General features: G+C 70.5%; 10 protein-coding genes and 1 pseudogene. 10 read left to right on the forward strand and 1 reads right to left on the reverse strand.

Annotated features, from left to right (window positions below):
* The coding region (locus Y694_RS14540; protein WP_036233703.1) for an AMP-binding enzyme at nt 1-298 on the forward strand (298 nt) is incomplete at its 5' end.
* Between the two features lie 24 nt (nt 299-322).
* On the opposite strand, the gene Y694_RS14545 is transcribed toward Y694_RS14540, so the two are convergent.
* A complete protein-coding gene (locus Y694_RS14545) occupies nt 323-952 on the reverse strand; it encodes a LysE family transporter (protein WP_011830100.1) in 630 nt (209 codons plus the stop codon).
* A gap of 118 nt (nt 953-1,070) precedes the next feature.
* Here Y694_RS14545 and Y694_RS14550 point away from each other — a divergent pair, with 118 nt between their 5' ends.
* The 9 genes and pseudogenes from Y694_RS14550 to kdpD form a co-directional block, all read left to right on the forward strand.
* Nucleotides 1,071-2,411, forward strand: coding sequence for an HD-GYP domain-containing protein (locus Y694_RS14550; protein WP_036233711.1), 1,341 nt, complete (start codon nt 1,071-1,073; stop codon nt 2,409-2,411).
* Nucleotides 2,408-4,888, forward strand: coding sequence for an EAL domain-containing protein (locus tag Y694_RS14555; RefSeq protein WP_036233714.1), 2,481 nt, complete (start codon nt 2,408-2,410; stop codon nt 4,886-4,888). Before Y694_RS14550 ends, Y694_RS14555 begins: the two co-directional genes overlap by 4 nt.
* A gap of 43 nt (nt 4,889-4,931) precedes the next feature.
* Nucleotides 4,932-6,031, forward strand: a pseudogene (locus tag Y694_RS14560) (PA0069 family radical SAM protein).
* A 207-nt stretch (nt 6,032-6,238) separates the two neighbouring features.
* Nucleotides 6,239-6,328: a K(+)-transporting ATPase subunit F gene (gene kdpF / locus Y694_RS14565; RefSeq protein WP_036233725.1), complete on the forward strand. Its 90-nt coding sequence runs from the start codon at nt 6,239-6,241 to the stop codon at nt 6,326-6,328.
* Nucleotides 6,328-8,058: a potassium-transporting ATPase subunit KdpA gene (kdpA, locus tag Y694_RS14570; protein ID WP_036233727.1), complete on the forward strand. Its 1,731-nt coding sequence runs from the start codon at nt 6,328-6,330 to the stop codon at nt 8,056-8,058. The genes kdpF and kdpA overlap by 1 nt, the downstream gene beginning before the upstream one ends.
* Nucleotides 8,059-8,074: 16 nt before the next feature.
* Nucleotides 8,075-10,189, forward strand: a complete 2,115-nt coding sequence (gene kdpB, locus Y694_RS14575; protein WP_036233730.1) for a potassium-transporting ATPase subunit KdpB — start codon at nt 8,075-8,077, stop codon at nt 10,187-10,189.
* Between the two features lie 15 nt (nt 10,190-10,204).
* On the forward strand, nt 10,205-10,780 hold the full coding sequence (gene kdpC, locus Y694_RS14580) for a potassium-transporting ATPase subunit KdpC (RefSeq protein ID WP_011830093.1): 576 nt from the start codon (nt 10,205-10,207) through the stop codon (nt 10,778-10,780).
* 41 nt (nt 10,781-10,821) lie between these two features.
* Entirely contained in the window at nt 10,822-11,787 is a 966-nt protein-coding gene (corA, locus tag Y694_RS14585) for a magnesium/cobalt transporter CorA (RefSeq protein WP_011830092.1), read from the forward strand.
* 117 nt (nt 11,788-11,904) lie between these two features.
* On the forward strand, nt 11,905-14,511 hold a 2,607-nt coding region (gene kdpD / locus Y694_RS14590), incomplete at its 3' end, for a two-component system sensor histidine kinase KdpD (protein WP_036233733.1).

A 14,511-nucleotide genomic window follows, 5' to 3' on the forward strand; every position in this document is an offset into this window, starting at 1 on the left:
TCAGCTCAAGGGCCAGGTGGCGGTGGCCTTCGTGGTGCCCAAGGACGCGCGGGGGCTGGAGGAGCCGCAGGCGCGGCTGAAGCTCGAGGGCGACATCATGAAGACGGTGGACCAGCAGCTCGGGGCGGTGGCGAGGCCGGCGCGGGTGCACTTCGTGACGCTGCTGCCCAAGACCCGCTCGGGCAAGCTGCTGCGCCGTGCGCTGCAGGCGGTAGCCGAGGGCCGCGACCCGGGCGACCTGACCACCATCGAGGACCCCACGGCCCTGCAGGCCATCCGGGAGTTGCTCGGGAGGTGAGGGCGCGCGCGGGCGCCGCGCGCCTCAGGCGCCGCGCCGGAAGCTCGCCAGCAGCGCGCCGGCCGCGACGAACAGGCTGCCGAACACGCGGTTGATCCAGCGGATCTGCCGCGGCGCCTGCAGCGCCCGCAGCACGCGGGCGGCCAGCGCGGTGTAGACCGCCATCACGACCAGGTCGGTGAAGCCCAGCGTCGCGGCGATCACCAGGTACTGCGGTGCCAGCGGCGCGGCCAGGTCCAGGAACTGCGGCACGACGGCCAGCAGGAACACGGTGCCCTTCGGGTTCACGGCGTTCACCATCCAGCCGCGCAACACCAGCGTGCCGATGCGCGGAACGGCCGCCTCGGCAGTCGCCTGCACCAGCGGCACCGCCGGGGCGCGCCACTGCTGCACTCCCAACCACAGCAGGTAGGCGACCCCCAGCCACTTGATGACTGCGAAAGCCGTCGCCGAGGTGGCGATCAGCGCGCCCAGGCCCAGGCCGACCGCGAGCACCTGGGTCAGGATGCCCAGAACCAGCCCGAAAGTCATGCAGTAGCCGCGCACGAAGCCGTAGCGCGCGCCGGCGCTCATGGCCGCCACCGCGCCGGCTCCCGGCGAGATGCTGATGGCCCAGGCGGCCAGGAAGAAGGTCAACCAGACGGTGAGTGACATCGGGGCTCGGCAGGAGTTCGAGCCCGGGACTTTAGCGGGGCCGGGTTTGTGACGCTCAAGGAAGGCCGGCAAGTGCCGAAAAAGGGGCACGCCAGGGCTATTCCCCGGCCAGAACCTCATGCACGACAGCCCCACCATCGACGTTCGGAAGCTGCGGATCGGACTCCACGTTCACCTCGACTTGGGGTGGATGGAGCACCCGTTCCCGCTCAACAACTTCCGCATCTCGACCGAGCAGCAGCTCGAGACGCTGCGCGGGCTGGGCCTGGACCGCGTGCGCATCTCGCCGCAGCGCAGCGACAGCACGACGCTGCAGAGCCTGGTGGGCGAGGGCGTGCTGAGCGCCGAGGTCGCTGGCGTCGAGGCGCCGGCAGCTGCGGCTGCCGACGCCGACGCGGCGCCTGTCGTTCCGGTGGAAACGCCCGAAGCCGCTGAGCGCCGATTGCGCCGCGAGGCCCTGCTGGCCGAGCAGGCGTGTGCGGCCCAGGCCGAACGCCACTACAGCGAAGCAGGGCGCGTGCTGAGGCGCAGTTTCGAACTGGCGAGCAGCCAGCCGCAGGCCGCGCGCGAACAGACCGAGGCGCAGGTCAACGGCTTCCTCGACAAGGTGCTCGGCGCCCAGGAAATGGCGATCCGCCTGCTCAACGAGGGCGCGGGCGACCGCGGCTCGATGCACGCGATCAACGTCACCGTGATCTCGCTGCTGCTGGGCAAGCAGATGGAACTCGGCAAGGCTGAGATGTTCGACCTGGGCACCGGTGCGATGCTGCACGACATCGGCAAGACCGAGCTGCCCGATCGCGTGCGATGGCTCGACCCGCTGTCGCCCAGTGTGTCCAGCCACGAGCGGCAGTTCTACCAGGAGCATGTCTCGCACGGCGTGACGCTAGGCCGCAAGATGGCGCTGTCGCCCGGCGCGCTGCTGGTGCTCGCGCAGCACCACGAATACGCCGATGGCACCGGCTTTCCGCTCAAGCTCGGCGCCGACCGGATGAGCGCCGCGGCCAAGATCGTCGCGCTGGTGAATCGCTACGACAACCTGTGCAACCCGGCCACGCCGGCGCAGGCGCTCACGCCGCACGAGGCACTGGCGCTGATGTACGGACAGATGAAGGCCAAGTTCGACAGCGCGGTGTTCGGCGCCTTCGTCAAGATGATGGGCGTGTACCCGCCCGGCTCCGTGGTACAGCTGACCGACGACCGTTACGGCATGGTCGTCTCCGTCAACTCGGCCCGGCCGCTCAAGCCCTGCGTGCTGGTGCACGAGCCCAAGCAGCCGCGCAACGAGGCGGTGCCGCTGAACCTCGAGACCACGCCGACGCTCGGCATCCGCCGCAGCCTGAAACCGCAACACCTGCCGCGCGCCACGCTCGACTACCTGTCGCCGCGACCGCGCGTCTGCTACTTCTTCGAACGCGCCCGCGAGACCGGCGCGCTCGACGCCCGGGGAGCCGCATGACGACGCCCCCGCCCGTGTGGGAGCCGCTGATCGGCAGCCTGCTCGAGGCCGTCTGCCTGGTCGAGCCGTTGACGCTGCACGTCGTCGCGGCCAACGAGGCCGCGGCCGCCCTGTTCGGCCAGCCGGTGTCGGCGCTGGTCGGTCGGCCGGTGATCGAGCTGTCGGCCACGCCCGAGGACGAGTGTTTCTGGGAGGACATGGCGGCCGGTGTCGGCACCGCCGAGGGTCCGCAGATCCACTCGGACAGCTTCGTGCGCCATGCCGACGGCCGCATGATCCCCGTCGAGCGGCGCGTCAACCGCATCTGGATGCGTCCCGGTCAGGCGATCTTCGTGCTCGGCCTGCGCGACCAGAGCGCCCAGCGCCAGGCCGAGGACGAGCTCGAGAAGCTGGTGGCCGAGCTGCGCGCCACGCTCGAGTCGACCGCCGAGGGCATCCTCGTCACCGACCTGCACGGCGCGATCCGCGGCTGCAACCAGCTGTTCGCACAGCTGTGGGACATGCCGGTCGAGCTGCTGACGCAACGCGACGACAGCCAGATCCTCGAATGGATGCGCGGCCATGTCGTCGACGAGCAGCGTTTCGTCGAGCGTCTGGGCGAACTGGATCGTGATCCGCTGCTGCGGGCCAGCGACGTGCTGCGCCTGCGCTCCGGGCGCGTGCTCGAGCGCGTGGTGCTGCCGCAGTACGGCCGCGGCCAGCCGATCGGCCGGGTCTGCTCGTTCCGCGACATCACCGAGCAACTGGCCAGCGCCGCGCGCCTGCAACTTGCCGCGCAGGTGTTCGAGTCCAGCCTCGACGCGATCTTCGTGACCGACGGCGAGCACCGCATCGCCGCCGTCAATGCCAGCTGCGAGCGCATCACCGGCCTTGGCCGCGAGCAACTGGTCGGCCTGCGCACCGAGGCCCTGCTGCACCCGCCCGGCGCCGACGACGCCGACACCGCCTGGTTCGAGCTGGTGCGCGAGCAGCTTGCGCTCCGCGGCGTATGGGAGGGCGAGCTGTGGCATCGCCGTGCCGACGGCAGCACGCTGCCGGGGCAGGTGTCGCTGGTGCGACTGGCCGCGGAAGGCACGGATCCGGGCGAGACCGGCGTGCGCCACGTCGGCTTCTTCAAGGACCTGACCGAAACCGTGGCGGCGCAGAAGCGCATCGAGGAGCTGGCCTTCACCGATGCGCTGACGGGCTTGCCCAACCGCGTGATGCTGGCCGAGCGCCTGGACTTCGCGCTGGCGATGTCGCACCGCCACCAGACACCGTTCGCGCTGCTGTTCCTCGACCTGGACCGCTTCAAGCAGATCAACGACTCGCTCGGTCACGTGTTCGGCGACCGCGTGCTCGTCGAGGTGGCCGAACGGCTGAAGACCTGCCTGCGTCAGATCGACACCGTGGCGCGGCTGGGAGGCGACGAGTTCGTGATGCTGCTGAACCAGACCGACGCGCGCGGCGCCGAGGCCATCGCGCGGCGCGTGCTCGAGGTGCTGGGGCAACCCTTCACGCTGGAGGGCATGAGCTTCAGCGTCACCGCGAGCATCGGCATCGCGATGTACCCGAACGACGGCGAGTCGATGGACGATCTGATCAAGAACGCCGACGCCGCGATGTACCGCGTGAAGGAGCGAGGCCGTGCCGGCTTCCGCTTCTACCAGCCTCAGATGAACGTCGACCTGCTGGCGCGCATGAAGCTGGACCACTCCATGCGCCTGGCGCTGGAGCGCGGCGACTTCCGGTTGCACTACCAGCCGCAGATCGACATCGCCTCGAACGCGGTGGTGGGTGCCGAGGCGCTGCTGCGCTGGCGCGACCCGGGCCTCGGCGACGTGTCGCCGGGCGAGTTCATCCCGGTGGCAGAGGAGAGCGGCTTCATCGTCGCGCTGGGCGAATGGGTGCTGCGCGAGGCGGTGCGGCAGGCCGCGCTGTGGCGTGCGCAGGGCCGCTCGATGGTGGTGTCGGTGAACGTGTCGGCGCTGCAGTTCCAGCAGGCCGACTTCGTCGATCGCGTGGCGACGGCGCTCGCCGAGGCCAAACTGCCGGCGACCTGGCTCGAGCTCGAACTGACCGAGTCGATCCTGATCCGCGATGCCGACGAGGCCCTGCAGCGCCTGCGCGCGCTCGATCGGCTCGGCGTGCAGCTCGCGATCGACGACTTTGGCACCGGCTACTCGAGTCTCGGCTACCTGAAGCGCTTCCCGATCAGGAAGCTCAAGATCGATCGCAGCTTCATCAAGGGCCTGCCGGGCGACGAGAGCGATGCCGGCATCGCGCAGGCGGTGATCCAGGTGGCGCGCGCACTGCGGCTGCGCGTGATCGCCGAGGGCGTGGAGACCATGGCGCAGCGCGATTTCCTGCAGCGCGCCGGCTGCGACGAGATCCAGGGCTTCCTGTTCGCGCCGGCCCTCCCGGTCGCGGAGTTCGAGGCACGGACTGCGACGATGCTCGATCTGCCCAGCGGGGCGAAGGCGCGCGCACTGGCTTGAGCTCCTGAAATACTGTATAAAAATACAGTATTCTGTGGCCCTCATGGCCACGATCCGACCCGCGCCACCGGCCGACCCCATCAAGGGCCGCGGCATCGCCGTGCGCATCGCTCACCGCTATGAGCGCGACGAGCGGGAGACCGTCGACGATGGATGGGAATCACCGGCCGCCGACGATGACGGCGAACGGCCACCGCCGGTGACCCAGGTCAGCGAGGAGCGCGTCAAGACCCTGCTCAGCGCGAACGACTCGCCGGACATTCCCTTCAGTTTGTCGATCAACCCCTACCGCGGCTGCGAGCACGGTTGCAGCTACTGCTATGCGCGGCCGACCCACAGCTACCTGAACCTGTCGCCCGGCCTGGACTTCGAGACCCGGCTGGTCGCCAAGGTCAATGCCGCCGAGCGACTGCGCGCCGAGCTGGGTCGGACGGGCTACCAGCCCAGCGCCATCAACATCGGCTCGGTCACCGACGCTACCAGCCCATCGAGCGGCGGTTGCGCCTCACCCGGGCGGTGCTGGAGGTGCTGACCGCCTGCGAGCACCCATTCAGCATCGTCACCAAGTCGGCCGGCGTCGAACGCGACCTCGACCTCATCGCGCCGGCCGCACGCCGCGGGCAGGCGATGGTGTTCATCAGCGTCACCACGCTCGATGCCGGCCTGTCGCGCCGGCTCGAGCCGCGGGCCGCTTCACCGCAGCGCCGTCTGCAGGCCGTGCAGCGACTGGCCGAGGCCGGCGTCCCGGTGGGCGTGAACGTGGCGCCCATCATCCCCTTCGTCAACGAGCCCGAGATCGAGCGCCTCGTCGAGGCCGCCGCGCGGGCCGGGGCGAAGTCCATCCATTACACCGTGCTGCGCCTGCCCTGGGAGGTGGCGCCGCTGTTTCGCCAGTGGCTGGAGCAGCACGTGCCGGAGCGCGCGGCGCGCGTGATGGCGCGGGTGCGGGAGATGCGCGGCGGCAAGGACTACGACGCCGACTTCGCCACCCGCATGAAGGGCGACGGGCCGTGGGCCGACCTGATCCGCCAGCGCGTGCGCAAGGCCGAGGCACGACAGGGCCTGGTGCGCGAGCGCGTGGTGCTCGACACGAGTCGCTTCCGCCCGCCGTCCGGCGATCCGGCGCAGCAGACGCTGTTCTGAAGCCTGCGCCTCCCGTCTTTACGCTTTCTTGATGCGCCCGGCGCAGCTTTGTACGCCGTCCTGAGGCGGCGATTCCTAGCATCTCGTGCATGGAAATCATCGTTGTCCGGAGGTGCACATGGACGTCGTGATGCTGGGGCTGCTGGCCCTGTTCGTCGTGGCGATCGCGGGGCTGGTGCGGGTCTGCGATTCGCTTGGAGACTGGTCGTGAGCGGCCTCTACCTGCTCGGCGGCGCGATCGCCGCCGGCCTGCTGGGCTACCTGCTGCACGCCCTGCTGAAGGCCGAGGACTACTGATGAACTCGCAGGCCTGGATCCAGCTCGCGATCTTCCTCGCGCTGCTGATGCTGGTGGCCTGGCCACTGGGCCGCTGGCTCGCGGCGGTGGCGGAAGGGCGCCTGCCGCAGGCGCTCGCGCCGTTCTGCCGTGTCGAGACGGCGCTCTACCGCGCGGCCGGCATCGACGCCGCAGTCGGCATGGGCTGGAAGGCCTATGCACTCGCGCTGCTCGCCTTCAATGCGCTGGGCGCGCTGGCGGTCTATGCGCTGCAGCGGCTGCAGGGCGGGCTGCCGCTGAACCCCCAGGGACTGCCCGGCGTCGGCGCCGACTCGTCACTCAATACCGCGGTCAGCTTCGTCAGCAATACCAACTGGCAGGGCTATGCCGGCGAAACGACGATGAGCTACCTGACGCAGATGCTCGCGCTCGGGGTGCAGAACTTCCTGTCGGCCGCGACCGGCATCGCGGTGGCCTTCGCGCTGATCCGCGGCTTTGCCGCGCGCTCGTCGTCGGCCATCGGCAACTTCTGGGTCGATGTGACGCGCATCACCGTCTACGTGCTGCTGCCACTGTCGCTGGTGTTCGCGGTCTTCCTGGTGAGCCAGGGCGTGATCCAGAACGTCCAGCCCTACCAGGACGTGTCGACCCTGGAGGGCGCGGCGAGCCCCCCGCAGACGCTGGCGATGGGCCCGGTGGCGTCGCAGGAGGCGATCAAGATGATCGGCACCAACGGCGGCGGCTTCTTCAACGCCAACTCGGCGCACCCCTACGAGAACCCGACGCCGCTGTCGAACTTCGCGCAGATGCTGGCGATCTTCCTGATCCCGGCAGGCCTCGTGTTCGCCTTCGGTCGCCTGGTGGGCGACGTGCGCCAGGGCGGCGCGCTGCTGGCGGCGATGACGGTGATGTTTGTGCTGGCGGTCGTCACCGTCACGAGCCTGGAACAGCGGGGCCATCCGCAGCTGGCCGCGCTGGGCGTCGACCCGGTGGCGAGCGCGCTGCAGGCGGGCGGCAACATGGAGGGCAAGGAGGCGCGCTTCGGCATCGCGGCCTCGGCGCTGTTCGCAGCCATCACCACCGCGGCCTCCTGTGGCGCGGTGAACGCGATGCACGACTCGTTCATGCCGCTCGGCGGCGCGGTGCCGCTGCTGCTGATCCAGCTCGGCGAGGTGGTGTTCGGCGGCGTCGGCTCCGGCCTGTACGGCATGCTGGTGTTCGCGATCCTGGCCGTCTTCATCGCCGGGTTGATGATCGGCCGCACGCCGGAGTACCTGGGCAAGAAGATCGAGCCCTACGAGATGAAGATGACGGCCGTCGTCATCCTCGTCACGCCGCTGCTGGCGCTGCTGGGCACGGCCGTCGCGCTCACCGCCCCCACCGGCCCGGCGGGAATGGGCAACCCGGGGCCGCACGGCTACACCGAGATCCTCTACGCGCTCAGCTCGGCGGCCAACAACAACGGCAGCGCCTTCGCCGGTCTGTCGGCCAACACGCCGTTCTACAACCTGCTGCTCGCGGTGGCCATGTGGTGCGGCCGCTTCGGCGTGATCGTGCCGGTGCTGGCGATCGCCGGCAGCCTGGCGGCCAAGAAGCGCCTGCCGGTCACGGCCGGCACGCTGCCCACCCACGGGCCGCTGTTCGTCGTGCTGCTGATCGGCGCGGTGCTGCTGGTCGGGTTGCTGAACTATGTGCCGGCGCTGGCGCTGGGCCCGGTGGTCGAGCACCTGATGCAGGCCGCGGCACGCTGAGCCGGCGGAGAACCCCATGAACAACGACAGGACCTCCCTCGCGCTCCTCGACCCCGTGCTGCTGCGGCCGGCCATCGGCGCGGCATTCCGCAAGCTCGATCCGCGCCTGCAGTGGCGCAACCCGGTGATGCTGGTGGTCTACGTCGGCAGCCTGCTGACCACCGGGCTCGGCGTCCAGGCGCTGCTCGGTGCTGGCGAGGCGCCGCCGGCCTTCATCCTGGCGGTGGCCACGGGGCTGTGGTTCACGGTGCTGTTCGCCAACTTCGCCGAGGCGCTGGCCGAGGGCCGCAGCAAGGCGCAGGCCGCCTCGCTGCGTGGCATGAAGCGCAAGGGGATCGCGAAGAAGCTCGAGCAGCCGCGCCATGGGTCGTCGTGGCACCCGATGCCGGCCGATGAACTGCGCCGGGGCGCCGTGGTGCTGGTGGAGGCCGGCGACACGATCCCGCTCGACGGCGAGGTGATCGAGGGCGCGGCCTCGGTCGACGAAAGCGCGATCACCGGCGAATCCGCGCCGGTGATCCGCGAGTCCGGTGGCGATTTCGCATCGGTGACCGGCGGCACGCGCGTGCTGTCCGACTGGCTGGTGGTGCGCATCTCGGTGAACCCGGGCGAGGCCTTTCTCGACCGCATGATCTCCATGGTGGAAGGCGCGAAACGCCAGAAGACGCCGAACGAGATCGCGCTGAACATCCTGCTGATCACGCTGACCCTCGTGTTCCTGGTGGTCGTGGTGACGTTGCTGCCGATGTCGATCTTCGCCGTGGAGACGGCGAAACAGGGCACGGCAGTGACCCTCACCGCGCTGGTCGCGCTGCTGGTGTGCCTGATCCCGACGACCATCGGCGCACTGCTGTCGGCCATCGGCGTCGCCGGCATGAGCCGCATGATGCAGGCCAACGTGATCGCCACCTCGGGGCGCGCGGTCGAGGCAGCCGGCGACGTCGACGTGCTGCTGATGGACAAGACCGGCACCATCACGCTCGGCAACCGGCAGGCCTCGGCCTTCCTCGCGGCGCCAGGCGTGAGCGAGCCGGTGCTGGCCGGTGCGGCCCAGCTCGCGTCGCTCGCCGACGAGACGCCCGAGGGGCGCAGCATCGTGGTGCTGGCCAAGCAGAAGTTCCGCCTGCGCGAGCGCGAACTCGCGGCGCTGGGCGCGAGCTTCGTGCCGTTCAGTGCGCAGACCCGCATGAGCGGCGTGGACTGCACCATCGACGGCGCGGCGCGGCAACTGCGCAAGGGTTCGGGCGAGGCGATCCGCCAGTGGGTCGAGGCGCAGCACGGCCAGTTTCCGGCCGAGGTGCAGCGCATCGCCGACGAGGTGGCGCGCCGGGGCAGCACGCCGCTGCTTGTGGCGCAGTCCGACGGGCGGGGCGGGCAGGGCGGGCAGGGCGCGCGCGTGCTCGGCGTCGTGGAACTGAAGGATGTCGTCAAGGGCGGCATCAAGGAGCGCTTCGCCGAGCTGCGCCGCATGGGCATCCGCACCGTGATGATCACCGGCGACAACCGGCTCACCGCGGCGGCGATCGCGGCCGAGGCCGGCGTCGACGACTTCCTGGCCGAGGCCACGCCGGAGGCCAAGCTGAAGCTGATCCGCGACTACCAGGCCGAGGGGCGGCTGGTCGCGATGACCGGTGACGGCACCAACGACGCGCCGGCGCTGGCCCAGGCCGACGTGGCGGTGGCCATGAACACCGGCACGCAGGCCGCGAAGGAGGCCGGCAACATGGTCGACCTCGACTCCAACCCGACCAAGCTGCTGGAGATCGTCGAGACCGGCAAGCAACTGCTGATGACGCGCGGCTCGCTGACCACCTTCTCGATCGCCAACGACGTGGCGAAGTACTTCGCCATCATCCCGGCGGCCTTCGCCAGCACCTACCCGCAGTTGCAGTCGCTCGACGTGATGCATCTCGCCAGCCCGTCGTCGGCCATCCTGTCGGCGGTGATATTCAACGCCGTGGTGATCGTGTTCCTGATCCCGCTCGCGCTGAAGGGCGTAGCCTATCGCGCCATCGGCGCGGCCGCGCTGCTGCGTCGCAACGTGCTGGTCTACGGCCTGGGCGGGCTGGTGGTGCCTTTCGCCGGCATCAAGGCGATCGACCTGCTGCTCGGTGTGGCGCACCGGGTCTGACACGGAGATCTCGACATGAAAACCCTGCTGCGCGCCTCGCTGGTGCTGTTCCTTTCGTTGACGTTGCTGACCGGTGTCGCCTATCCGCTGCTCGTCACCGGGCTCGGCCAGGTGCTGTTCCCGGCGCAGGCGGCCGGCAGCCTGCTGTTCCGGGACGGCCGGCCCATCGGCTCGTCGCTGATCGGCCAGCCGTTCGGTGCGGCCCGCTACATCTGGGGCCGTCCGTCGGCCACCGCGCCGACGCCGAACAACGCCCAGGCCTCCGGAGGATCGAACCTGGGGCCGTCGAATCCGGTGCTGCTGCAGGCCGTCGAGGCGCGCATCGCGGCGCTCCGGGCGGCGGACCCCGGCAACACCCTGCCGATCCCGGTCGATCTGGTCACGGCTTCGGCGAGCGGGCTCGATCCGGAGATCAGCCTGGCCGGCGCCCGCTACCAGGCCGCTCGGGTGGCCCGGGCGCGCGGCCTGAGCGAAGCCGAGGTGCTGGCGCTCATCGATCAGCATGCCCGGGGCCGGTGGTTCGGCTTCCTCGGCGAGCCGCGCGTCAACGTCCTGGCGCTGAATCTGACGCTGGACGGGCGGCGGCCCTGAGGGGTCCTTCCGAGGCCGTCGCGCGCGAAGCACAATCGCCCATGCTCATCAATTGCGTGGCCTACCAGGACGGCAGCAAGCTCGCGGACCTGCCCGTCGAACAGATCAGCGACTACATCTCGCGGCCCGGCTGCTTCGTCTGGGTCGCTCTGCAGGACGCCAGCACCGAGGAGCTGGAGGAGATGCGCCACGAGTTCGGCCTGCACGAACTCGCGGTCGAGGACGCGCAGCACGGCCACCAGCGTCCCAAGATCGAGGAGTACGGCAACTCGATGTTTGCCGTGCTGCATCTCGTCGAGGCGGTGGGCCAGGACCTGAACGTCGGCGAGGTCGACGTGTTCGTCGGGCCCAACTACGTGCTGTCGGTGCGCAACCGCAGCACGCAGGGCTTCCTCGGCGTGCGCGACCGCTGCGAGCGCGAGCCGCACCTGCTCAAGCGCGGATCCGGCTTCGTGCTGTACGCGCTGATGGACGCGGTGGTCGACCGCTACTTCCCCATCATCGACACGTTCGAGTCCGAGCTCGAGACCATCGAGGAGCAGATCTTCGTCAAGGGCACGGCGCGGACCAACATCGAGCGGCTCTACGACCTGAAGCGTCGCGTGATGGTGCTCAAGCACGCGGTCGCACCGCTGCTGGAGGCAGCGGCCAAGCTGCACGGCGGCCGGGTGCCGCAGATGTGCGCCGGCACGCAGGAATACTTCCGCGACGTGGTGGACCACCTGACACGCATCAACGCCTCGATCGAGTCGATCCGCGACACGGTGGGCACCGCGATCCACGTCAACCTGTCGATGGTGGCGATCGAGGAGAGCGAGGTCACCAAGCGTCTGGCGGCCTGGGCCGGCATCTTCGCGGTGGCGACCGCCTTCGCCGGCATCTGGGGCATGAACTTCGACTCCATGCCGGAGCTGAAGTGGAAGTGGGGCTACCCCCTGGCGCTGGCGCTGATCGCGTCGACCTGCGGTTTCGTGTGGTGGCGCTTCCGGCGGTCGGGCTGGCTGTGAGGACGACCACTTCCGTTGCGGCTGCGCCGCTCCCCCTCCAGGGAGCGACGCTGACGGGCCGGCGGAGCCGGACCCGCAGCGTCCGCGGGTGAGACAACGTGGCGGCGTGGGTGCCGTATGACCGAATCGCGGCCCGATCCTGACCAACTGCTGGTGCAACTTCGCGACGTCGAGGCGCGGGCCGCGCGCGGCAGGCTGCGTATCTACTTCGGTGCGTCGGCCGGGGTCGGCAAGACCTGCGCCATGCTGACGGCGGCGCGCAAGCTGCGCGACGACGGCGTCGACGTGCTGGCCGGGGTGGTGGAGACGCACGGCCGCGCCGAGACGCAGGCACTGCTGCACGGCCTGGAACTGTTGCCGCCGGCCGTGGTGCGCCACCGCGACCGCATGCTGCCGGAGTTCGACCTCGACGCCGCGCTGGCGCGCCGGCCCGCACTGCTGCTGGTCGACGAGCTGGCCCACTCCAACGTCTCAGGCTCGCGCCACCCCAAGCGCTGGCAGGACGTGGAGGAACTGCTCGATGCCGGCATCGACGTCTACACCACGCTCAACGTGCAGCACCTGGAGAGCCTGAACGACGTGGTGGGCGGCATCACCGGCATCCGCGTGCACGAGACCCTGCCCGACACCTTCTTCGATCGCGCCGACGAGGTTGTACTGGTCGACACGCCGGCCGACGAGCTGATCGAGCGGCTCAAGGCCGGCAAGGTCTACCTGCCGGCGCAGGCGGAGCGGGCGGTCGGGCACTTCTTCCGCAAGGGCAACCTGATGGCGCTGCGCGAGCTGGCGCTGCGGCGCACCGCCGACCGCGTCGAGGACGACGTGCAGGCCTATCGCGTCGAGCAGGCCATCGCGCCGGTGTGGAAGACCGAGGCCGCGCTGCTGTGCTGCATCGGGCCGCGCGACGACTCCGACCACGTGGTGCGCAGTGCCGCGCGCCTGGCGCAGCAGCTCGCGGTGGCCTGGCACGCGGTCTACGTCGAGACACCGGCGCTGCAGCGCCTGCCGGCCGCGCAGCGCGAGCGCATCCTGCAGACGGTGAAGCTCGCCGGCGAGCTGGGCGCGGTCACGGCGGTGCTGTCGGCGCAGGATGTGGCGACCGCGCTGGCCGCGCATGCGCGCGAGCACAACCTCTCCAAGCTGCTGATGGGCCACAACCGCGAACGCCCCTGGTGGCGGCGCGACACCTTCTCGCAGCGGCTGGCGCGGCTGGCGCCCGACGTGGATCTGATCGAAGTCGGCGAAGGCCAGCGACACGCCATGCCGGTGACGCGCGAGCGCCAGGGAGAAGGCCGCCTCGCGCCCGGCCGGCCCGAGGGCTACCTCTGGGCGGCGGCGGCCTGCGCCCTGACCACGCTGGTGGCGCTGCCCCTGCAGCCGGTGTTCGAGCTCGCCAACATCGTGATGCTGTTCCTGCTCGCGGTGGTGGGCGTGGCGCTGCGCTTCGGCCGCGGCCCAGCGGTGCTGGCGGCCTTCCTGAACGTCGCCGCCTTCGACTTCTTCTTCGTCGTACCGCAGCTGTCGTTCGCGGTGTCCGACGTGCAGTACCTGCTGACGTTCGCGGTGATGCTGGTGGTCGGGCTGCTCACCGGCCAGCTCACCGCCGGCCTGCGCTACCAGGCCAGCGTCGCAACGCACCGCGAGGCGCGCTCGCGGGCGCTGTTCGAACTGGCCCGCGACCTGTCGGGTGAACTGCTGACCGACCAGGTCGTCCACACGGCCGAACAGGCGATCGAACGTGAATTCCGGGGCCGCGCGCGCACCTTCCTGCAGGACGAGGCGGGTCGCCTGCAGTGGCCGCGCAGCGGCGCCGATGCGCCCGGCCTGGACCTCGGCACGGCCCAGTGGGTGCTCGACCACGGCGACGCGGCCGGACTCGGGACCGACACCCTGCCCGGCACCGCCTGGCTCTACCTGCCGCTGAAGGCGCCGATGCGCTCGCGCGGCGTGCTGGCGCTGCAGCCCACGCAGCCGCGGCTGCTGCTGGTCCCCGAGCAGCGCCGCCAGCTCGAGACCTTTGCGGTGCTGACCGCGATCGCCCTGGAGCGCGTGCACTACGTCGAGGTGGCGCAGCAGGCGACGGTCCAGATCGAGTCGGAGCGCCTGCGCAACTCGCTGCTGTCGGCGCTGTCGCACGACCTGCGCACGCCGCTGGCGGCGCTCTACGGCCTGGCCGACACCCTGGTCGACGGCACGCAGGGCGAGGCGCAGGAGATGGCGCGGGCACTCGGCGCGGAGGCGCGGCGCCTGAACGCGATGGTCGGCAAGCTGCTCGACATGGCGCGACTGCAGAGCGGCGCGGTGCAACTCGACCGGCAGTGGCAGCCGATCGAGGAGGTGGTGGGTAGCGCGCTGCGCTCGCTTGGCCCGGCCCTGGCGCGCCACCCGGTGCGCACCGAGCTGCCGGATGGCCTGCCGCTGGTGTGCTTCGATGCGGCGCTGATCGAGCGCGTGCTGTGCAACCTGCTGGAGAACGCCGCGAAGTACACGCCCTCCGGCAGCGCGGTGACGATCGGCGCCCGGGTGCAGGGCGAGGAGTTGGTCGTCAGCGTGAGCGATCTTGGCCCTGGCCTGCCGGCTGGCCGAGAGGAGGCGCTGTTCGAGAAGTTCGTGCGCGGCGAGCGCGAGTCGGCCACCGCCGGCGTGGGCCTGGGCCTGGCGATCTGCCGCGCGATCGTCGAGGCGCACGGCGGCCACATTCGCGCGGGCCGAGGCGACGGCCCG

It is taken from the genome of Methylibium sp. T29-B (genome assembly GCF_000576225.1).
GTDB classification, from domain to species: Bacteria; Pseudomonadota; Gammaproteobacteria; order Burkholderiales; family Burkholderiaceae_C; genus Methylibium; species Methylibium petroleiphilum.

Bases quoted from the DNA above. Each gene is read 5' to 3' on its own strand.
- Y694_RS14545 (WP_011830100.1), bottom strand. From the start codon at position 952: ATGTCACTCACCGTCTGGTTGACCTTCTTCCTGGCCGCCTGGGCCATC.
- Y694_RS14550 (WP_036233711.1), top strand. From the start codon at position 1,071: ATGCACGACAGCCCCACCATCGACGTTCGGAAGCTGCGGATCGGACTC.
- Y694_RS14555 (WP_036233714.1), top strand. From the start codon at position 2,408: ATGACGACGCCCCCGCCCGTGTGGGAGCCGCTGATCGGCAGCCTGCTC.
- kdpA (WP_036233727.1), top strand. From the start codon at position 6,328: ATGAACTCGCAGGCCTGGATCCAGCTCGCGATCTTCCTCGCGCTGCTG.
- kdpB (WP_036233730.1), top strand. From the start codon at position 8,075: ATGAACAACGACAGGACCTCCCTCGCGCTCCTCGACCCCGTGCTGCTG.
- kdpC (WP_011830093.1), top strand. From the start codon at position 10,205: ATGAAAACCCTGCTGCGCGCCTCGCTGGTGCTGTTCCTTTCGTTGACG.
- corA (WP_011830092.1), top strand. From the start codon at position 10,822: ATGCTCATCAATTGCGTGGCCTACCAGGACGGCAGCAAGCTCGCGGAC.